Genomic DNA, 20,550 nt, shown 5'->3' with positions numbered 1-20,550 from the left:
ATGCTTCGTTTAATCGAAACATGCGCTTTTTTGTAGCTGGAGCTAAATACTCTTAGTCTTTCGGTTTTAATCCAACCCAACGTTTCGTGGTCTCAATACTATTCGCCCACTTAATACGCTGCTCGATATCTTTCAAGCTGGTAAGTTCCGAAACATAATCCAATTTCACTACGTAATATTTTTCGCCAAGTTGTAACACTAAACTTGGGAAAGAATGAACGCCTAGCAACTGACAAAACTCACGTTGACGCTTAAATTCCTGCTCTACGTCAGTGCTTTTGCAATCCTGAATAAATCGCTCAACATCAAGATTAAGTTCCTCGGCTAATTGAGCGTGTGTTGACTCGGTATGCGGCGTCATCGCTCGCAAATAATAAGCCTGTTGGATGGCCTGATTCATCGCCTCTCCGGCTCCCTGCTGTTGGGCGGCAATCACAGCACGACAAGCGGGATACGTTGTCCTAACGGGCTTAGCTAGTGTCCAATAATCATAATTAAATTGAGTCCCGAGTTGGCTTTCAATTCGCTTCCACGTTTGCTGCAACATTACTCGCATCTCTTGTGGCATGGGCTCATGATTATCTGGAGCAAGCCCACCAAGCAAATATTCCACTTGGATATCTTCAGATAACGCTGATTTTAATTTATCCCATGTTGGTTTGTAGCCCCAGCACCAACTGCACATAGGATCGTGAATGTAATACAAAATCCCTTTCATCATTAATTCTCTCTTTTTCAGATATAAAAAAAGAGCCGCAATTGGCTCTTTTTCTTTCAGTAAAAAATAATTTTATTCTTCACTTGCCGGCGCACGCGCTGCCGCTTCTTTGATCAAGGTTTGCAATTCACCTTTTTGGAACATCTCGATGATAATATCACAACCACCAATTAGCTCACCTTCAACCCACAATTGTGGAAATGTTGGCCATTGAGCGTATTTTGGCAACTCAGCACGGATGTCTGGGTTTTGTAAAATATCTACATAAGCAAACTTCTCACCGCATGACATCAAAGCTTGTGAAGCTTGAGAAGAGAAACCACAGCTTGGTAGTTTCGGTGAACCTTTCATGTATAACAAAATTGTGTTTTCAGAAATCTGTTGTTTAATTTTATCGATAGTTTCCATCGCTTCCTCTCTAGGATTTAAGCATCGCTTTAAGTTGTTAGTCCATTCTACTTGTAACTATAACAGAATAAAAAGGCATTATTTGTAAGGGTATTCTAATTGACGAATTTGTGCACCGTATTGTTATACCATTAAGGATATTCACCACCTTACCATTCGTGTACAAATAAGTGATGCATAAGAAAATTTTAGGTCCAAGTCTTTTAATAAAGTAAAAACTTGCTAAACTGAGCTTAGTCGTTAATGGCTCAAACTGATGCTTAACAATTGTCACTTAATCATTTCATTGTTTAAACAAGACGATTGATGTTTCATTGTCATGGAAATGGCATCATCAGTTAGTATGATTACAAAAAATCGGAACCTGTTCTATTTAGAACATAAGAAACTCCCTTTCTAACACATGGAGATTTGAGCAATGGCATTTGAATTACCAGCCCTGCCTTACGAAAAAGATGCACTAGAACCACACATCTCAGCAGAAACTTTAGATTACCACCACGGCAAACACCACAATACATACGTGGTTAAGCTTAATGGCCTAATCCCTGGTACTGAGTTTGAAGGTAAGTCTCTTGAAGAAATCATTAAGACTTCAACAGGTGGCATCTTTAACAACGCAGCACAAATCTGGAACCACACTTTCTACTGGCACTGCCTAGCTCCAAACGCTGGCGGCGAACCAACAGGTGCTGTTGCAGAAGCAATCAAACAACAATTTGGCTCATTCGATGAGTTCAAAGCAAAATTCACTGATTCTGCAATCAACAACTTCGGTTCTTCTTGGACTTGGTTAGTGAAAAAAGCAGATGGTTCTCTAGACATCATCAACACGTCTAATGCAGCGACTCCACTAACAGAAGAAGGCGTTACTCCACTTCTTACTGTTGATCTGTGGGAACACGCATACTACATCGATTACCGTAACGTTCGTCCAGATTACATGAATGGTTTCTGGGCACTAGTTAACTGGTCTTTCGTAGAAGAAAACCTAATCAAATAATTCCCGCTCCGTCGAGAAATCATTTGATATTAAAAAGACTGGCTTCGGCTGGTCTTTTTTTATGTTCTGACCTTCTTATTTAATAATTTGGTGAGGTTATACACAGAAAATAAAAAATATTTATTCACACCGCTTTCCCTTATACATTAGTAGTTTTCATTATTTCATTTCTGTTCTTTGATGTTATTCACAGGATCTTTACACGTTTTACTACCATTATTACTATCTAAGGCCCATAGACACCTTGGAGGTAATAGGTAACGCCATTCATGGCTTTGTGTTTAAGGGCATTAGATATTTTTTATTTGATACCAATGAGGTGCTATATGAACATACAAAACTCCGTTGTGGTAATCACATCAGCAGGCTCTCATTTAGGTCAAAATTTAGCTCAACACTTTCTTTCTCTAAATGCTAACGTCATTCTCGTTGATAACAACGAAGCATCGCTAAATCAAGCTTTACATCATTGTCAACCGTACTCTTCCAATGTATTCCAATATCTTCTCGATGATGAAAGCTTTGAAAGTGTCCAACCTTTGTTTTCTTCTATCAACCAACAATTTGACAAAGGTATTGATGTCTTAATTAACCTATACCCAAGCCTACCATCCCCTTCTCTCATCAAGGACGAACAGATCGACAACTACAGCCGTCAGTATTCGAAACTGGCGACAACTATGCTTTGCTTCAGTAAATTGGCTGCCAGACAAATGCGGCATAATCAAAAACGTGGGGTGATTGTTAACTTATCACTATCAAGTCAAGAGCAAGGCAGTCTTTCTCAACCTTCTTCTTTAATCTCCGAATTTACTCAGAATTGGGCTAAAGAATTAATGCCCTTTAATATTCGGGTGGGAGGAATATTACCAAGCTGCGCTGAACGACACACTAAACATCGTGACTGGGCAAAGAGTCATGATGAGTTAATCAGAAACACGGAGTACATTGTGGAAAATGAGTACTTTAATGGTCGTATTTTAGATTCATATTAATCAAACTAGAACGCTCAATTTAGTCAATCATTCCACAACTTCAAAACGTAAAAAAACCCTGCTTACATCAATAAGCAGGGCTTTCATTATTTCAGGTTAAGGTTATTTTTTCTTAGCTGATTTTTTTACTGGTTCTTCAGTTTTTTTGATAACGGTTGTGCCTTCGAACGTTTCACCTTCAATATAAGCAGTACCGTAGTACGCTGCTTTCAGAACTTCTTTAAGTTCAGAAATTAGAGGGTAACGTGGGTTAGCACCAGTACATTGGTCATCAAACGCATCTACTGCTAAGTTATCGAGTTTCGCAAGGAAATCAGCTTCGTTAACACCAGCCGCTTGAATAGACATTGGGATATCCAAGTCTTTCTTCATTTCATCCAACCAAGTTAATAGACGCTCAATTTTCTGTGCAGTGCGGTCACCTTGTTGGCTTAGACCCAGGTGGTCAGCGACTTCAGCATAACGACGACGTGCTTTTGGACGGTCGTATTGAGAGAACGCAGTCTGTTTAGTTGGGTTATCGTTAGCGTTAAAACGGATAACGTTAGAAATCATTAATGCATTAGCAAGACCGTGTGGGATGTGGAACTCTGCACCAATTTTGTGTGCAATTGAGTGACATACACCTAAGAATGCGTTCGCAAATGACATACCCGCGATAGTGGCTGCGTTATGTACTTTCTCTCGAGCGATTGGGTCAGCTGCACCATTTTGGTAGCTAGATGGTAGGTACTCTTTTAGCATCTTAAGCGCTTGTAGAGCATGGCCATCTGAGTACTCATTAGCAAGAACTGAAACGTAAGCTTCTAGTGCGTGAGTAATTGCATCATAACCCCCAAATGCTGTTAGAGACTTAGGCATGTTCATAACAAGGTTCGCATCAACGATAGCCATGTTCGGTGTTAACTCGTAATCCGCTAATGGGTATTTCGCGCCAGTACGGTCATCAGTCACAACCGCGAATGGTGTTACTTCAGAACCGGTACCAGAAGTTGTTGTTACACATACTAATTCAGCTTTTTCGCCCATTTTAGGGAATTTGTAGATACGTTTACGGATATCCATGAAGCGCATTGATAGTTCTTCAAAGTGCGTTTCTGGGTGCTCGTACATCACCCACATGATTTTCGCTGCATCCATCGGTGAACCACCGCCTAGAGCAATGATTACATCTGGTTGGTAGCTTTGCATTTGTGCTGCACCTTTTTCAACAACAGATAGCGTTGGATCCGCTTCTACGTCGAAGAAAGTTTGAACTTCCATACCTTGAGATTTCAATAAGTTTACGATTTCATCTGCATAACCGTTGTTGAAAAGGAAACGGTCAGTGACTAAGAATGCACGTTTTTTGCCTTCTAGGTCAGTCAATGCAACAGGTAGACTGCCACGACGGAAGTAGATTGATTTTGGAAGTTTATGCCACAACATATTTTCAGCTCGCTTAGCAACCGTTTTTTTGTTGATTAAGTGTTTAGGACCTACGTTTTCAGAGATAGAGTTACCCCCCCATGAACCACAACCTAGAGTTAACGATGGTGCAACGTTGAAGTTGTACAAGTCACCGATACCACCGTGAGTCGTTGGGATATTCACAAGAATACGAGCTGTTTTTAGTTTGTCGCCGAAGTATTTGATACGATCAGCGTTAGTATCTTGGTTAGTATAAAGACCAGAGGTATGACCGATACCGCCGATTTCAACCATAGTTACCGCTTGCTCTACTGCATTTTCAAAAGAAGATGCGCGGAACATACCTAGTGTTGGAGATAGTTTCTCGTGAGCAAACTCGTCATCATGGCTTACAACGCCACCTTCACCGATTAATACTTTCGTATCTGCAGGAACTTTAACACCCGCTAACTCAGCAATTTTAACCGCAGGTTGACCTACGATATCAGCGTTTAGGTTGCCGTTGATTAACAGAACTTTACGCACTTTATCTGCTTCAGCTTTTGATAAAACGTAACCTTTGTGAGAAGCAAAACGCTCTTTCACTTCTTCGTATACTTCATCCATAACGATGACAGCTTGCTCTGATGCACAAACTACACCGTTATCGAATGTTTTAGACATAAGAACAGAAGCAACAGCACGCTTGATATCAGCCGTTTCATCAATAACGACAGGTACATTACCTGCACCCACACCGATAGCTGGCTTACCTGAAGAGTATGCGGCTTTAACCATACCTGGGCCACCCGTTGCAAGGATAAGGTTGATACCGTCATGCTTCATCAATGCGTTAGATAATTCAACTGAAGGTTGATCAATCCAGCCGATGATGTCTTTAGGAGCCCCCGCAGCAACAGCAGCTTCTAGTACCAGTTTTGCAGCATCATTGGTTGAGTTTTTCGCACGTGGGTGTGGAGAAAAGATAATACCGTTACGAGTTTTCAAAGAAATAAGAGATTTGAAAATCGCAGTTGATGTTGGGTTGGTCGTTGGAACAATACCGCAGATAATGCCGACAGGTTCAGCGATAGTAATCGTGTCAGTCCCTTCTTCAAGGATGCCACATGTTTTTTCATCGCGGTATTTGTTATATATAAACTCTGAAGCGAAGTGGTTTTTGATAACCTTATCTTCAATAATACCCATGCCAGATTCCGCTACCGCTTGCTGCGCTAAAGGAATACGTGCTTGGTTAGCAGCTAGAGATGCCGCGCGAAAGATCTTATCGACTTGCTCTTGAGAATAAGTCGCAAACTCTTTTTGCGCAGCTTGAACACGTTCAACAAGTGCGTCTAGCTCAGCTAAATTAGTTACAGGCATAATGAATCTCCTAAGATTTAAAATTAAAAACTATTTAGTAAGGCGGTTTGTTTGCTCAGTAACCTATGAACCATCAAGGAAAACCTTCTTAATAAATCGCTTTCAAAACTGAGTATATGCTTTCAAATATTAAAAATATTGATGTAGATCAGTTCCTGAAGCCTAAATACCACCAAAGCAGTAGAGCAACAAAGAGAAATCAAATAAGATATTGTTTTAAAAGAAAATTAAATTATTTCATCAAGTAAAAAATATCCAAGCTGGTGTTTTAAACGCATCCAAAAAGCATAATATCCATAAATTTATTTCAGTCACTCATCAACAAAACAACTACGTAAGTATTGTGCTACAGTAAGTATACGCAGTCTCACAAAGAAAGTAATACTTTAGAGCTAACCAACAATTAACTTAGCTTAATTCAATTAAAGTGCCCACTTTACCTATATAGCCAAGTAATTTAGCCTCGAAAGATCCAGTGCCCATAGGTATACTCATCTTCTATTTATTATCTGAGATCACACTATGGCTTCCATTGAATTTGCCATCTATTTACAATTTTTTCTTGGACTCGTTGCCGCCGTCAACCCGATTGGAATCATGCCAGTCTTTGTTTCACTGACTGGCCATATGTCTCCAGAAGAAAAAAGTAAAACGGCTAAAACAGCCAATATTGCTGTAGGTGCCATATTAGTCGTCTCGTTACTCTGTGGGCAGCTCCTACTTGATATGTTTACTATTTCTCTTGATTCATTCCGCATTGCAGGTGGCCTACTGCTTATGAGTATCGCCTTTTCCATGATGAGCGGTAAACTTGGTGAAGATAAACAAAATAAACAAGAGCTCACAGAATCCATAAGCCGAGAACAAATTGGTGTCGTTCCTCTAGCAATGCCTCTTATGGCCGGTCCCGGTGCAATCAGTTCAACGATTGTCTATGGATCTCGCTACCCCACTCTGATTGAAACCGCTGGAATTATTGCGACCATTGCCGCTTTCTGTTTTTGCTCATGGCTATTATTTCGTTCTGCACCATTAATTGTTCGATTTTTAGGGCAAACAGGAATTAACGTTATCACTCGTATTATGGGTTTAATATTAGCGGCTTTAGGTGTCGAATTTATTGCAAATGGCATACGAAACCTCTTCCCTGGTTTAATGGACTAAGAAATAAAGGAATCTATTTATGAGCGAAGAGACGTTTAAGCATAAGCTTTATGTCATCATTTTTGGCACGCACACTCCAGCAGGGCGACGTTTTGATATATTACTGATAGTGGCAATAATTAGTTCACTCTCAGTGTTAATTTTAGATTCCGTCCCTATCTTTGCCACAAAATGGCCACAAGAATTCAATATTCTGGAATATTTTTTTACTGGTTTATTTACCATTGAATATCTATTGCGCTTATATTGCTCACCCAAACCTAAAGCCTATGCCAAAAGCTTTTATGGCATCATAGATTTGCTCGCAATACTTCCAACTTACCTTGCTTTTTTCTTTCCATCAGCAAGCTTCATCGGAATTATTCGCCTATTACGTGTCATGCGAATCTTCAGAATTCTCAAGCTAGTACGCTTTTTACAAGATTCAAACCTACTCGTTCGTACGCTGGCAATGTCTCAACGTAAAATTTTGATATTTTTTAGTGCCGTAGCAATATTAGTAACGATTTTTGGCGCACTCATGTATGTTATCGAAGGGCCTGAAAATGGCTTTACTAGCATTCCTCGTGGAATTTACTGGGCCATTATCACGATTACAACGGTAGGTTATGGAGATGTGGTTCCGAAGACGCCGCTAGGGCAAGGTATTGCCGCACTGACAATGCTACTAGGTTATTCTATTTTGGCGGTTCCCACAGGGATCATTACCGCCGAACTCAATCAAGAAATGAAAGCCCACCGCACTTTGGTATTATGCCCAAACTGTGCCAAAGGTGGTCATGAGACCGATGCGCTTTTCTGTAAACATTGTGGTGGTGAATTAGCTGAACCAGATAAACGTGTCGTGCCGGTTCCCAAACCGGATGAACCGACTTAAGAACACATCGTCATTTAATAAAGCTATGTTGTGAATCTACACCCACAAAAAAGTCCGCATTAAAAAATAATGCGGACTTTTCAGTATTAGCGGTAAGCTTTTATTTTATCGAAATAAGCTTAGCGGTTTTGTAGAATGATTCGTAAAGTACGACGTAGCGGCTCTGCGGCACCCCACAATAGCTGATCACCAACCGTAAACGCATTAAGGAAAGTGTCACCCATTGCCATCTTACGTAAGCGACCTACTGGTACAGAAAGTGTACCAGTTACTTTAGCTGGAGAAAGCTCTTGAGTCGTAATATCACGATCATTAGGAATCACTTTGACCCAATCATTATGAGTTGCGATGATCTCTTCAATTTCATCCATTGGCACATTTTGCTTTAATTTAATCGTTAGTGCTTGTGAGTGACAACGCATCGCACCAATTCGAACACAAGTACCATCGATTGGAACCGCGTTAGCACCATCAAGACCTAAAATTTTGTTAGTTTCTACCGTACCTTTCCATTCTTCTTTACTCTGACCATTATCACGCTTCACATCAATCCAAGGGATCAGTGAACCCGCTAATGGTGAACCAAACTCACTGGTTGGGTAGTCACTTGAGCGAATTGTTTCCGCTACTTTACGGTCAATATCGAGAATTGAACTTGCAGGATCGGCCATTTCAGCGCTCACAGACTGATTAATCACCCCCATTTGGGCAATTAATTCACGCATATTTTTCGCACCAGAACCAGAAGCAGCTTGGTAAGTCATCGCGCTCATCCATTCAATCATGCCTTTTTCATATAGACCACCAAGGCCCATCAGCATAAGACTAACCGTACAGTTACCACCTACGAATGTATTGGTACCAGAATGGATTCCTTGTTGAATTTGCTTCAGGTTAACTGGATCTAAGGTAATGATGGCATCATCTTTCATACGCAATGTTGAAGCAGCGTCAATCCAATAGCCTTTCCAACCTGCTTGACGAAGTGCTGGGTAAACTTTTTCAGTATATGAGCCACCCTGACAAGTAATGATCGCATCAAGCTGCTTTAGACTTTCAAGATCGAAGGCATCTTGTAGCATACCTGCATCTTTGCCTAGGTTGGGAGCGGGAATGCCCACTTGTGAAGTGCTGTAAAATACTGGTTCAATGAGGTCAAAGTCCTTCTCCTCCACCATGCGTTGCATCAATACAGAACCAACCATGCCACGCCATCCAACTAAACCTACTCTCATTCTTTCATCCTCTCCATGAATTAAAATTATAAACAGGTGGTCAATACCGACCACCAATCATTATTCTTCCTTTACTATCTCATTGCTGCCGTCAATCTTCAAATGCGATTTAGAATCTATACCTAAGTAACTTGGTTATATTCAAAGACAATGGATAGGCTAACGCTTATGAATGACGCATTAATTGATCTTTCAAATTTGGCGGGATCCCTTTGATAGTCAATGTATCGGTTTCCGGATCATAAAAGACTCTCTCACCTAATAACATGCTATCAAAGTTAATCGACAAGCCGCCGCCAGCCCCAACGTACTTGGCAAGCTTACGAATAGTTGAGCGATCAACCGGGAAACTATCTTCTAACTCATAACCTTGCTTTTGAGTAAACTCAGCAAAATTATCATGATGCCCTGCACCGCTTAACTCACCCGATAATTCTTGAATGGTAACTTCATCACCAGACTTTAATTGTTCGTTACAAAAATCATGCACCTGTTTGCGGCATGCAACGGTTTCTTCTTTATTAAGCTGCGCATCAACACAATAATCGTCAACCGCTTGCATCAATACTTGGTTTTGCTTTTTAGTATCTAAGCCAACTTCTGCTTGTAAGAAATCTAAGAAGAAATCTGCCACTTTACGACCAACACGACCTTTGATGTAGCTTAAATAGCGATTAGAATCTGGATCGGTTTCATAACGAGATAAGTCAATACGCACCGCAATATCCATTTTATTAATGTCGAGATAATCGGTTCCGCTGATATCCAACGCCTCATTGACTTTTAGACTTTGATTCGATGGCAATAAAGCAATGAATAAGTAGTCAGTCGCTAAAGATTGGTATTCAGCCAAAACCAACACACCTTCTTCTGCAAAAGGATATTTAGATAATTCTGATTTTAATCGTTCAGCCGATTGTTGTGAAAAGTCATAAAAATTCAATTCACCTTGACGCAATTGCTTCATCCAAGTTTGAAATTCACTTTCTTCTTTATAAATACCAAAGCCTTTTCCTGCTTTGGCACTGAAAGTACGGTGTAATTCTGCAACCAATTGTTCCGTCACTTCATCACTAGGCAGTGCAGAGTCACGTAAGCTAACAACAAGTTCATCTTGATTATTTTTGGTCAATTTATGCAGTATAACGTTGGAAATATCTAAGCTCATGGTAAATTAGTTTCAGTTGATGTTTCAGTTGTGAGGAAGACTAGGTTATCATAAGCCGCTTTATATACCCAAGTGACTTAAAAATTCTCTGAAACAATATGTTAATTAGTAATAACACAGAGCAATTAAGCACTATCATTAACTCAATCTAGGAAGTTATTTAAAAACGTTATGCCTATTAACTCTAAGTACAGCGACCAAAAAATCGAACAAATTCTGGCAGAAATTGCTGCCGTATTAAAAAAGCATGATGCAAATCCTGATTTAAGCTTAATGATTGCGGGTAATATGGTTACTAACATATTGAACTCAAATGTGCCAAAATCTCAACGTAAACTCATTGCAGATAAATTTTCTCAAGCTCTTTTATCATCAATTGATGATTAAATGTATTCTTAAACCAAATTGAGTTAGAACGATATTTTAAATGGTTGATAGCGAAAATTCATACGGAGAGCGCGTCTCTCGACTGGTAAGCTGGGGACACTGGTTCGCCTTCTTTAATATCATCTTGGCCATGCTAATTGGTACGAGCTTTGTCGCTCAATCACCTTGGCCGGAGACTTTACTGGGGCAAGCCTACCTCATTGTATCTTGGGTAGGCCACTTTAGCTTTCTAGTGTTCGCCCTTTATATTCTTATTTTATTTCCGCTCACCTTCATTATACCTTCTCGAAAGTTATTACGTTTATTAAGTGTATGTTTTTCAACCATCTGCTTGACTTTACTTTTGTTAGATACTCAAGCTTATGAACGACTACATCTACATTTAAATCCTGTCGTTTGGGAATTATTACTTAGCAAAGAAAAAACCTCATTCAATGCAGAGTGGCAATATCTCTTTGCAGCAGTACCCGTTATTTTCCTGCTACAAATAGCCATTTCAGAGTGGATTTGGAAAAAGCAGCGTCAATTATCGCGCAAGCGTATTGGCAAACCTGCAACCATTGTTTTCTTCTTATGTTTTGTAAGTAGTCACTTGGTTTATATCTGGGCAGATGCCTTTTTCTATAATCCAATTACTAGCCAAAAAGCCAACTTCCCATTGTCTTATCCAATGACAGCAAAATCTTTCATGGAAAAGCATGGCTTATTGGATAAAGATGAATATCTTGAACGCCTAGAGCAAAATGGTGAAGCAAGTGAAGTGGTTAACTACCCTCTTGAACCACTTAAATTTGATGGTCGTGGTAAAAAGTACAATGTCTTGATGATAATGGTTGATAACTTACGCAGTGATATGCTGACAAAAGAAGTCATGCCGATGACATATCAGTTTGCGAAAAACAATCAGAACTTTATTAACCATTACAGTGCAAGCAATAACACCTATGGTGTATTTGGATTATTCTATGGTTTACCAAGCAGTTACTCTGCTAGCATAAAATCACAAGACACTCCACCTTTATTCATTTCAACTATGAATGATCGCGACTACTCTATGGCGGCATTTGGCAGTCAACGATTTAGTGACACAGCATTTTATGATGAAATTTTTGCACCTATTGATACTGCAAATTATGAGCAAAGCCAGAACAGCCCAGATCAGAGTGCAGTTTCAGAATGGACTCAATGGATAAACCAATCACCAAATCAACCTTGGTTCAGTTATATTGAGCTTTCAGAAGTAGAACAATTTGAAGATACTCCAAATGTTTTACCTCGATTTAAAACTGACTCAAAAGCTCCTTTTGAAAAGTTAATTGCACAATATAAATCAGCCTCGTTTTCTGCTGACAAGAAAGTGAATAAGATTCTCACTCAGTTAGAAAGCAAGAAATTGCTAAACAATACCATCGTGGTAATCACGTCAAATCATGGTACTGAGTTTAATGAGACCAAAAACAATAGCTGGGGCTCAAACAGCAACTTTAGCCGTTACCAGTTACAAGTACCTATGGTGATTCATTGGCCGGGTAAAGCTCCTGAACTGTATCAACATAAAACCAGCCACTTAGATTTCTCCGCGACTATAATGCAAGATCTTTTCCAGTCATCCTCTAATCCGTATGACTACGGTAGTGGCAAAAATTTATTTAATGCCTCATCTCGTCCATGGATCCTAGCTGGTGATAGAGATAATATTGCTTTAATCACTAATGAGACAACCACGGTGGTTGATGAGTTTGGTAACTACAAGGTATACGATAAAAACTACCAACGTAATAACAATGCAAAACCTAAACTTTCCATCGTATTACAAGGACTTTCAGAGCTGAAACGCTTCTATCGTCAAAGTGACTAATCACTAAAACAACACAAATTAAGGGAGCTTCGGCTTCCTTTTTTATATTTAAATTTTAACCCCGCTTATTTGCTTAAAAACCAGACAAATAATTAAAATTAAGGGTTTACAAAAATTTAAGCTGTATATATTATTTATCGCAATTCGGAGGGATGGCTGAGTGGTCGAAAGCACCGGTCTTGAAAACCGGCAAGAGTTAATAGCTCTTCTAGGGTTCAAATCCCTATCCCTCCGCCACATTAAGAAAGCCCGCTACTTTGAAGTGCCCCCTTAAAGTTGGACATTTCTGTTATGCGGCTTCTGAGGCCTGGTTTCGGTATTCTACCGGAGTCAGGCTTTTTAACATCTGCTGTTTACCTCTTAGACAGTTAACCAACTTACGAATAATCATCTAAATGGATTTTCGGTGCTCTTGCAGCATTCATTACTGTAATAAATGCAATTGCAGCCGCGACTAAATAGCCCGTTTGGAACGCTTCAATAATAATATCTTTTGGGCCTGTCATTAAATCGGTAATAGTGCTATCTGCCGTAAAGCCTGGGATTAACGAATAAATTAATGTACCAAATAAAGCGGTCCCCACTGATGCGCCTAATGAGCGACATAAACTTGCCATTGCGGTAACACGCCCTAAGTTTGGCTTTCCACCTACTGTTTGAATCAACACTTGTGTCGATGGCATCACTGTCCCTAGACCTAAACCACAAATTAACCCAAATATGCCTGTCATATATTTTGAGGGCTCTAATAAACCTAACAATAAGAATCCACACGTGGTTATCGACATCCCAATAACCGGCATCCACTTTGGAACACCAGTTTTTGCGATGGTTTTGCCTGTAATGTAGGAACCTGTGATAATACCAGCTGTTAATGGCAATAATAATAGCCCTGACATAGCCGCATTCGCCTCTAATCCTAATTGTAAATAAATTGGCAAAAAGAAAACTAAAGCGAACATACACGCCGCGAATAAGAATGATGACAATAATGGAATATGAATTTCTCTACGAGCTAATAAGGCCAATGGTAAAAATGAATCTTGCGTTCTAGATTGTTGGAAGATAAATACTACAGACAGAATTGCCATTGAAATTAATAACTGAATACTGGTCACTGACTGCCAAGCAAACTCATGACCTCCTGAGGATAACCAGTAAATGATAATAGTTGTTGTGGTTGGAAACAGTAATAAACCCCACCAATCGACTTTACGTGTTGATTTAACTAATTTTGGTGACTCTAAAGCCAATAATTTATAGATAGCAAATATCACAATCGGTAAGTTTGCCCAAAAGAGCCAATGCCAACTGAAATAATTGACCACCAATCCACCGACTACAGGACCTGACACACTTGCCAGTGCAAACATGGAAGCAAAATAGCCTTGGAATTTAGCCCGTTGCCGTGGGGGAACTAATTCACCAATTAAGGCTTGCGATAAGCTCATCAAACCACCACCGCCTATACCTTGGATCACCCGTCCAGCAATGAGTATTCCCATTGATGGCGCTAATGCCGCTACAACAGAACCAATAGAAAAGATGATTAAGGCAACAATAAGGACATTGCGTCGACCATATAAATCGCCTAACCAACCATGAATAGGTACTGAGGAAGCACCAGCTAATAGATAACCTATCGCGATCCAAGAGGCAGTTTGAATACCACCAAGATCACGAGCGATGGCTGGAGTTGCAGCGGCAAGTAAAGTTTGATCTATCGCGGCCAAAAACATAGGTAAAAACACGATAGTAAAAATTCGAATGAAATCTTTTTTATTGACTTCTTGAGTCGAAAATTGAGTTGCAGCATTAAGATTAGGCATAAGTATTGAATAGGATCTTTTGCATTAAAGTTTGAATAAGCATTCAACGATTGTTCGATAATTAATTGCCGATGCCAATAAACTGATAAACCTTTACAACAAACAGTTAATTTTCACAATATGACTGCCAGAATCGGCAAGCAGTAACATAAGATGATGCATAGTCTTTGTTTTCTGCAAATAACGCGGCTGCCATACTAGTCACTACAGCATTGCTCATTAGTTGGTGCATATTCTTATCTGATACATCAAACGGGTTATTCTGTAATAGCGGTAAGTCATTGTTCACATTAGCAGACCAATAATGTTCACTCACGCCCTTTTCATCACTAACCCATACAGTTTGACTAACCTTAGGGTTATATTCAGATTCACCATTTTGGCCTTTATAAGAGACTACCGATAAACTTTTACGATCAATTTTCTGATCGATTTCAGCATGCAATTGTTGAAAGCCTGGATGAAAACTTCCTCTTACACCAATACGAGCAGCCCCCGGATTTAACGCACGAACGACGGTATTAATTGGTGTACGTAAACCATAACGGTTTTTCCAACTCATCATGGATTTAGCAATCGGTGCAAAGGTATCTAATGAAAGATAGGTAATATTATTTTGTTGTAGGAAGAATTGAGCTTGCTCAAGGTCATCAGCCTGAGAAATGCCTAATTGAGATAAGTAATCTTGAATATGCACACGGCCGCTTGCATCATCTTTGTAACCATGTAGTAATACTTTATAACCGTTAAGCGACAATATTTTTGCAGCTAAACCATGCCAAGGTAAGCCTGTGCCTTCTTCGTTTTTACGTTTACCAGCATAACAAGGCCAGTCAATATCAGCGTCTAACGATGGCATGCGTGATTGAAATGCTTTCACAAAACCAGCAATTTCTTCATTAGTTTCATTCTGCACACGGATCAACATCAATAGCATTGCCATTTGATCATCACCTACCGAATCATCGCCAGTTTCCTTACTGGCTAAATATGCCTCCATTACATCAAAAGCTTGTTGCTCTGAAAGTGGTTTTCGACCGCGCTCTCCACGTCCAACGGTGCGAATGCATTCTAAAATAATACTCATATCCATCCTTGTTACTTATACTCAATCATTTAATACCAATCATTATTAACAATAGTTATATCAGAACGCTTTACTTCCCGCTTGGCTTTTTCACGGCCGCTTTCTTTGTGGGGGATTTTCTAAAACTACGCTTTTTGAATGGTTTCCGCTCGACTTGTGGTAAATCTCGCAATGAAGATGGCACGCCAGAGTTTTGAACTTTATTGATAATCGTGCTGATCTGCTGCTCTAAATTTTGCATAAAAGGCGCATAAGATTGCTGTTTTTCAGCCATCGCTTGTAGTTGGTGCTCCCAATGGGCAGTCATATCAGGATAAGTCGATTCAATTGGCAAAGCATGAACTAACCCTCTACCCGCTTCACTACTTAGAATATTTCGTCCTTGACGTACTAACAACTGCCTTTTAAATAAGGTATCTAATATGCCAGCTCGTGTGGCTTCCGTTCCTAGGCCATCCGTTTCACGCAGTATTTTCTTTAAGTTTTTATCGGCGACAAAACGAGCTATCCCAGTCATTGCTTGTAATAATGTTGATTCAGTAAAATGACGAGGCGGCTCGGTTTTATGATCCTTTATCTCACCTTCACGACAAGTGAGTATTTCACCTTGTTGTAATGCAGGCACTGGATCGGCCTCATCTTCTTCAACTTGAAGCACTTTCCCCGCAGGCAGTAAGCTTTTCCACCCAGCGGAGACGAGCACTCGACCTTTTGCGATAAATAAACCACCAGCAATATCAAACTCTAATTTTGATTCAGCGTAGACAGCGGCAGGATAAAACTGCATTAAATATTGCCTTGCGATTAACTGGTAGATTTTCGCTTCATGCCCAGATAAGCCATTGCTCGACATCTTTTTCGGCGTCGGAATAATCGCGTGGTGAGCATCCACTTTACTGTCATTCCATGCTTTAGATTTAAGGGTTAAGTCCGCATTATCGACGGCACTTACCAACTGCTTATCATTTTGACTAATCGCACTTGTTACCGCTGGAGCTTGGGTAAAATGCTCTTTCGGTAAGTATCGGCTATCGGAACGTGGATAGGTGATCAGTTTGTACTTTTCATATAAAGACTGACACACATTCAATACATCTTGTGCACTCATTTGAAAGCGACGAGCGGCATCAATTTGCAATGCGGATAATGAATAAGGCAAGGGTGGCGCTTGTTTGGTTTGTTTTTGCTCAGAGTTCTTGACGGTTGCTGGCTGATCTTTTATTCGTTCAGCAACATTTTCGACCAACTTACGATTAAGCACTCTACCCTCTTCATCTTGCCAAGGTTTAATCGCTTCACTTGGCTTCCACTTAGCGCGAATATCAAATGAATCTGCTCCATTTTGATATGGAATTAAAGCATGTAGAGAGAAGTAATCTCGTGGAATAAAGCTCTCTATTTCTTCATCTCGACGTACCACTAAACCCAAGACTGGCGTTTGTACTCGACCAACCGATAATACACCTTGATAGCCAGCTTTTTGCCCAAGTAAGGTATAAGCGCGGGACATGTTCATGCCATATAGCCAATCAGCACGAGAGCGAGCCAAAGCCGAAATGGAAAGTGGAATGAATTCTTGGTTAGAACGCATTTGAGTTAGTGCGCGTTTTACCGCGGGCAAGTTTAAATCATTAACTAATAGGCGTTGCGCGGTTTGTTTTTGTGCTTTGCTGGCTTTGAGGTAGTCGATGACTTCATCCACCAGTAATTGCCCTTCTCGATCCGGATCGCCCGCATTGACTAAATCAGGCTTTTGCTTAAAGAGTTGTTTGATAACCGAGAGTTGTTTTTTAGCCGCTGCACGAGGACGCAGCTGCCACTGTTCAGGAATTATCGGTAAATCGGCAAGGTTCCATTTTTTATAACGGTCATCGTAAGCATCCGGCTCAACTTGTTCGAGCAGGTGACCAATACACCAAGTGACAAGATCACCATTGCCGCAGCGAATATAACCTTGCTCATTTTTATGAGGTTTAGGTAACGCTGAGGCTATCGCTCGCCCTAGACTTGGTTTTTCCGCAATAAATAAACGCACAATTTTTCCGTATCACCAAAAACAAAGGGCCACATTATCGAATGTCGCCCTTAAAAATCAACCCAAAACTGTTAATTTATACAGTATTTAACGTACGGTGCGTTTATAGGTATGAAACATAATCACCAATGTTGCGCTCTGGCACTTTCATCGCAGAGCAACCTGGCGTACCTAAGTATAAAAAACCAACGATTTGATCCTCACCTTCTAAACCAAATGCTTGATGAACTTCTTGGTGGAACATCCATTCGCCCGAGCGCCAAAACCCTTGAAAGCCTTGTGCAATTGCAGCCATTTGCATTGCTTGTGCGGCGCAACCTGCCGATAAATATTGTTCTAACGCTGGCACTTTTTCATGCTCTTTCACTTTCGCGATCACAGTGATCACCATAGGGGCACGAAATGGTGCTTTCTTTAATTTTTCAATCACCGCATCAGAGCTTTGATTCACTTCAGCAGCATGAACCAGAATATCGGCTAATTTACGTAAACCTTCACCTTGAGCAATCACAAAACGCCAAGGTGTCAGGTTGCCATGATCCGGCGCTCTCAGCCCTGCTTTAATAATGTTTTCTAACGCTTTCCCTTCCGGTGCAGGTTCTACGAGATTAGCAATTGAACGGCGCTCTAATAATAAATCCAATGCTTGCATAACTATCCCTACGGCCTGATATAAAGAATGAGAATCATAATCAAATCGTCATGACTTGGCTATGATTCTCATTACAATTTCAACAATTCATGTAGGAAAAAAGCCTAGATCATAATGACATCGCAACCTTAGTGCCCTGACGAATCGCGCGTACCGCATCTAATTCACCTGCAACGTCTGCGCCACCAATGACATGTAATTTACCATTGAGTGATTGCCACTTATCTTCAAACGGGCGAACCGATACTTGGCCTGCGCAAACAATAATATTATCTACATCAAGTAAGGTTTCTTTTTCATTTAGCGTAATGTGCAAGCCCTGTTCGCTGACTTTTTGATAGGCAACGCCCCCCATCAGGTTAACACCACGTTTCTGCAACGTAGCACGGTGGATCCAACCTGTGGTTTTCCCTGGCCCCTTGCCAACACGACCTTGACGACGTTGCATTAACCACACTTCTTTATCACTAAAGCTTTCTGGTAATGGCATTAAACCACCTGCCATTTTGAGATTCTGATCAATCCCCCAATCATCCAACCAATCGCTAATACTATGTTGATCTGGCTCAGTGATCATACTCGCGACATCCACGCCAATACCACCAGCACCAATAATCGCCACCTTATCGCCTAGTGCCGTTTTTTCACGGATCAAAGTTTGGTAATCGATAACTTTTTGATTATCTTTCATCCCTTCTAAATCCAGCACTCTTGGTTTCACGCCAGAAGCTATAACCACTTCATCGTAGTCTGAAATATCATCAAAATTAACTTCTGTATCGAGCTTTAAGTTCACTCCGGTTTCTTCTATTCGGTTGGCAAAATAGCGAATCGTTTCACGGAACTCTTCTTTGCCGGGAATTTGCATCGCCAAACGGAACTGCCCACCAATTCGATCATTTTTCTCAAATAAATCCACTTGATGGCCACGTTCTGCAGCAATCGTTGCACATGCTAAACCGGCAGGCCCTGCACCAATAACCGCGACACGCTTTTTGGTTGCGGTCGATATAATTGGCATTTCAGTTTCATGGCAAGCTCTTGGGTTAACTAGACAGCTCGCCGTCTTTCCTTTGAAAATATTATCAAGACAAGCTTGGTTACAACCGATACAGGTGTTAATCAGCTTGGATTTTTGCTCAGCAGCTTTATTCACAAAGTCTGGATCGGCTAAGAAAGGACGTGCCATCGATACCATATCAGCATGTCCTTGAGATAAAATATTCTCTGCTACTTCTGGGGTATTAATACGATTACAAGTGATCACTGGAATCGATAAATGCGGTTTAACTTTTTCAGTCACCCAACTAAATGCTGCGCGAGGTACCTGAGTTGCAATGGTTGGTATACGAGCTTCATGCCAGCCAATGCCGGTATTAATTAAAGTAACGCCCGCTTGTTCTAATGCCTTAGCAAGCTCTATGACTTCATCAAACGTACTGCCTTGTTCAACTAAATCCAGCATGGATAACCGAAAGATGATAATGAATTCACTACCGATTTTTTCTCGAATAGATTTCACAATTTCCAAAGCGAAACGAATACGGTTTTGATAACTGCCGCCCCATTCATCACCTCGTTGGTTTGTTCTCTGGCAAATGAACTGATTGATCAAATAGCCTTCAGACCCCATGATTTCGACACCATCATAGCCAGCGGTTTGCGCCAAATAGGCCGTATTGGCAAAGTCATCAATGGTATTGCGAATTTGCCTGGCACTCATTTTACTCGGAGTAAATTTGGAGATTGGCGCACGAGTAGCGGTAGCACTTTGTGAGAATGGGTGCATTGCATAACGGCCAGCATGGAGAATTTGTAGCGCGATTTTACCGCCATGCTTATGAACCGCTTCGGTAACAACACGGTGTTTTTTAGCATGAGAAGACGTACTTAATTGAGCACTAAATGGTGCCAATCGACCTCTTAAATTTGGCGAGAATCCACCTGTTACAATTAAACCCACACCACCTTTTGCACGTTCCTCATAAAAGGCCGCAAGTTTTTTTAGCTCACCACGCTCTTCTTCTAATCCTGTATGCATTGAGCCCATTAACACACGATTGCGTAATTGAGTAAATCCAAGGTCGAGTGGCGCTAATAAATGTGGGTACATGATCTCACCTATGAGTCTATTTATTATTATATGGTCCGACCACGGTATAGCTTCTAACACTAGCATTCAAACATCTGTTTACATTTTTGCAACCTAGCTCAATTTTCCACATCTTATTTTTTAAAGTCTCCCTCAAGTAACTTTAAGATGTGGTTACGAAAAAACGGAAGATGTTCAGAAAAATTTTAGATGAATCTTGTGTTTAACAAATGATGAGACAACACTCTTAGTTCCGCTTATGGTACATTG

General features: G+C 40.5%; 16 protein-coding genes and 1 tRNA gene. 7 read left to right on the top strand and 10 right to left on the bottom strand.

The window, feature by feature from the left end; all coding sequences use genetic code 11:
• Positions 1 to 52: 52 nt before the first annotated feature.
• Together ACN0T8_RS00150 and ACN0T8_RS00145 are read right to left on the bottom strand one after the other, a co-directional pair.
• On the bottom strand, positions 53 to 718 hold the full coding sequence (locus tag ACN0T8_RS00150) for a DsbA family protein (protein WP_417879459.1): 666 nt from the start codon (positions 716 to 718) through the stop codon (positions 53 to 55).
• Positions 719 to 790: 72 nt separating this feature from the next.
• Positions 791 to 1,126 carry a Grx4 family monothiol glutaredoxin gene (locus tag ACN0T8_RS00145; RefSeq protein WP_417878676.1) on the bottom strand — a complete coding sequence of 112 codons (336 nt, stop codon included), beginning with the start codon at positions 1,124 to 1,126 and terminating at the stop codon, positions 791 to 793.
• Between the two features lie 418 nt (positions 1,127 to 1,544).
• Here ACN0T8_RS00145 and sodB point away from each other — a divergent pair, with 418 nt between their 5' ends.
• On the top strand, positions 1,545 to 2,129 hold the full coding sequence (gene sodB / locus ACN0T8_RS00140) for a superoxide dismutase [Fe] (RefSeq protein WP_417878675.1): 585 nt from the start codon (positions 1,545 to 1,547) through the stop codon (positions 2,127 to 2,129).
• Between the two features lie 326 nt (positions 2,130 to 2,455).
• Positions 2,456 to 3,124 carry an SDR family oxidoreductase gene (locus tag ACN0T8_RS00135; protein ID WP_417878674.1) on the top strand — a complete coding sequence of 223 codons (669 nt, stop codon included), beginning with the start codon at positions 2,456 to 2,458 and terminating at the stop codon, positions 3,122 to 3,124.
• Positions 3,125 to 3,226: 102 nt separating this feature from the next.
• On the opposite strand, the gene adhE is transcribed toward ACN0T8_RS00135, so the two are convergent.
• Positions 3,227 to 5,896, bottom strand: a complete 2,670-nt coding sequence (gene adhE, locus ACN0T8_RS00130) for a bifunctional acetaldehyde-CoA/alcohol dehydrogenase (protein WP_417878673.1) — start codon at positions 5,894 to 5,896, stop codon at positions 3,227 to 3,229.
• A gap of 522 nt (positions 5,897 to 6,418) precedes the next feature.
• Here adhE and ACN0T8_RS00125 point away from each other — a divergent pair.
• Entirely contained in the window at positions 6,419 to 7,060 is a 642-nt protein-coding gene (locus tag ACN0T8_RS00125; protein ID WP_417878672.1) for a YchE family NAAT transporter, read from the top strand.
• Between the two features lie 19 nt (positions 7,061 to 7,079).
• Entirely contained in the window at positions 7,080 to 7,937 is an 858-nt protein-coding gene (locus tag ACN0T8_RS00120) for an ion transporter (RefSeq protein ID WP_417878671.1), read from the top strand.
• Between the two features lie 119 nt (positions 7,938 to 8,056).
• Here the strand turns inward: ACN0T8_RS00120 and asd are convergent, their stop codons facing one another.
• Both asd and yejK read right to left on the bottom strand, forming a co-directional pair.
• Positions 8,057 to 9,172, bottom strand: coding sequence for an aspartate-semialdehyde dehydrogenase (asd, locus tag ACN0T8_RS00115; protein ID WP_417878670.1), 1,116 nt, complete (start codon positions 9,170 to 9,172; stop codon positions 8,057 to 8,059).
• A 166-nt stretch (positions 9,173 to 9,338) separates the two neighbouring features.
• Entirely contained in the window at positions 9,339 to 10,340 is a 1,002-nt protein-coding gene (yejK, locus tag ACN0T8_RS00110) for a nucleoid-associated protein YejK (RefSeq protein ID WP_417878669.1), read from the bottom strand.
• A 171-nt stretch (positions 10,341 to 10,511) separates the two neighbouring features.
• Here yejK and ACN0T8_RS00105 point away from each other — a divergent pair, with 171 nt between their 5' ends.
• The 3 genes from ACN0T8_RS00105 to ACN0T8_RS00095 all read left to right on the top strand — a co-directional run bounded on the left by ACN0T8_RS00105 (position 10,512) and on the right by ACN0T8_RS00095 (position 12,822).
• Entirely contained in the window at positions 10,512 to 10,727 is a 216-nt protein-coding gene (locus ACN0T8_RS00105; RefSeq protein ID WP_027697369.1) for a YejL family protein, read from the top strand.
• 40 nt (positions 10,728 to 10,767) lie between these two features.
• On the top strand, positions 10,768 to 12,585 hold the full coding sequence (locus tag ACN0T8_RS00100; protein ID WP_417878668.1) for a DUF3413 domain-containing protein: 1,818 nt from the start codon (positions 10,768 to 10,770) through the stop codon (positions 12,583 to 12,585).
• Between the two features lie 146 nt (positions 12,586 to 12,731).
• Positions 12,732 to 12,822, top strand: a tRNA-Ser gene (locus tag ACN0T8_RS00095).
• 140 nt (positions 12,823 to 12,962) lie between these two features.
• Here the strand turns inward: ACN0T8_RS00095 and ACN0T8_RS00090 are convergent.
• From ACN0T8_RS00090 to ACN0T8_RS00070, 5 genes are all read right to left on the bottom strand, one after another.
• A complete protein-coding gene (locus tag ACN0T8_RS00090; protein ID WP_417878667.1) occupies positions 12,963 to 14,414 on the bottom strand; it encodes an MDR family MFS transporter in 1,452 nt (483 codons plus the stop codon).
• A 106-nt stretch (positions 14,415 to 14,520) separates the two neighbouring features.
• On the bottom strand, positions 14,521 to 15,501 hold the full coding sequence (locus ACN0T8_RS00085; RefSeq protein WP_417878666.1) for a glycosyl transferase family protein: 981 nt from the start codon (positions 15,499 to 15,501) through the stop codon (positions 14,521 to 14,523).
• Between the two features lie 70 nt (positions 15,502 to 15,571).
• The gene (locus ACN0T8_RS00080) at positions 15,572 to 17,539 is read right to left on the bottom strand and encodes a DNA topoisomerase III (RefSeq protein ID WP_417879458.1); all 1,968 of its coding nucleotides are present in this window, start codon (positions 17,537 to 17,539) and stop codon (positions 15,572 to 15,574) included.
• 100 nt (positions 17,540 to 17,639) lie between these two features.
• Entirely contained in the window at positions 17,640 to 18,188 is a 549-nt protein-coding gene (locus ACN0T8_RS00075; protein WP_417878665.1) for an NAD(P)H nitroreductase, read from the bottom strand.
• Between the two features lie 109 nt (positions 18,189 to 18,297).
• On the bottom strand, positions 18,298 to 20,301 hold the full coding sequence (locus ACN0T8_RS00070; RefSeq protein WP_417878664.1) for an FAD-dependent oxidoreductase: 2,004 nt from the start codon (positions 20,299 to 20,301) through the stop codon (positions 18,298 to 18,300).
• Positions 20,302 to 20,550 lie beyond the last annotated feature (249 nt).

It is taken from the genome of Vibrio sp. (assembly GCF_048266485.1).
Lineage (GTDB): Bacteria > Pseudomonadota > Gammaproteobacteria > Enterobacterales > Vibrionaceae > Vibrio.
Note: the sequence above shows the minus strand (reverse complement) of the source record. Positions and strands in the feature narration are given on the sequence as shown.

What these genes read in the sequence shown, in the direction of transcription:
- ACN0T8_RS00100 (WP_417878668.1), top strand. Translation starts at nt 10,768, where the DNA reads ATGGTTGATAGCGAAAATTCATACGGAGAGCGCGTCTCTCGACTGGTA.
- ACN0T8_RS00105 (WP_027697369.1), top strand. Translation starts at nt 10,512, where the DNA reads ATGCCTATTAACTCTAAGTACAGCGACCAAAAAATCGAACAAATTCTG.
- ACN0T8_RS00150 (WP_417879459.1), bottom strand. Translation starts at nt 718, where the DNA reads ATGAAAGGGATTTTGTATTACATTCACGATCCTATGTGCAGTTGGTGC.
- ACN0T8_RS00085 (WP_417878666.1), bottom strand. Translation starts at nt 15,501, where the DNA reads ATGAGTATTATTTTAGAATGCATTCGCACCGTTGGACGTGGAGAGCGC.
- ACN0T8_RS00120 (WP_417878671.1), top strand. Translation starts at nt 7,080, where the DNA reads ATGAGCGAAGAGACGTTTAAGCATAAGCTTTATGTCATCATTTTTGGC.
- ACN0T8_RS00090 (WP_417878667.1), bottom strand. Translation starts at nt 14,414, where the DNA reads ATGCCTAATCTTAATGCTGCAACTCAATTTTCGACTCAAGAAGTCAAT.
- ACN0T8_RS00125 (WP_417878672.1), top strand. Translation starts at nt 6,419, where the DNA reads ATGGCTTCCATTGAATTTGCCATCTATTTACAATTTTTTCTTGGACTC.
- yejK (WP_417878669.1), bottom strand. Translation starts at nt 10,340, where the DNA reads ATGAGCTTAGATATTTCCAACGTTATACTGCATAAATTGACCAAAAAT.
- ACN0T8_RS00145 (WP_417878676.1), bottom strand. Translation starts at nt 1,126, where the DNA reads ATGGAAACTATCGATAAAATTAAACAACAGATTTCTGAAAACACAATT.
- asd (WP_417878670.1), bottom strand. Translation starts at nt 9,172, where the DNA reads ATGAGAGTAGGTTTAGTTGGATGGCGTGGCATGGTTGGTTCTGTATTG.
- ACN0T8_RS00070 (WP_417878664.1), bottom strand. Translation starts at nt 20,301, where the DNA reads ATGTACCCACATTTATTAGCGCCACTCGACCTTGGATTTACTCAATTA.
- ACN0T8_RS00135 (WP_417878674.1), top strand. Translation starts at nt 2,456, where the DNA reads ATGAACATACAAAACTCCGTTGTGGTAATCACATCAGCAGGCTCTCAT.
- sodB (WP_417878675.1), top strand. Translation starts at nt 1,545, where the DNA reads ATGGCATTTGAATTACCAGCCCTGCCTTACGAAAAAGATGCACTAGAA.
- adhE (WP_417878673.1), bottom strand. Translation starts at nt 5,896, where the DNA reads ATGCCTGTAACTAATTTAGCTGAGCTAGACGCACTTGTTGAACGTGTT.
- ACN0T8_RS00075 (WP_417878665.1), bottom strand. Translation starts at nt 18,188, where the DNA reads ATGCAAGCATTGGATTTATTATTAGAGCGCCGTTCAATTGCTAATCTC.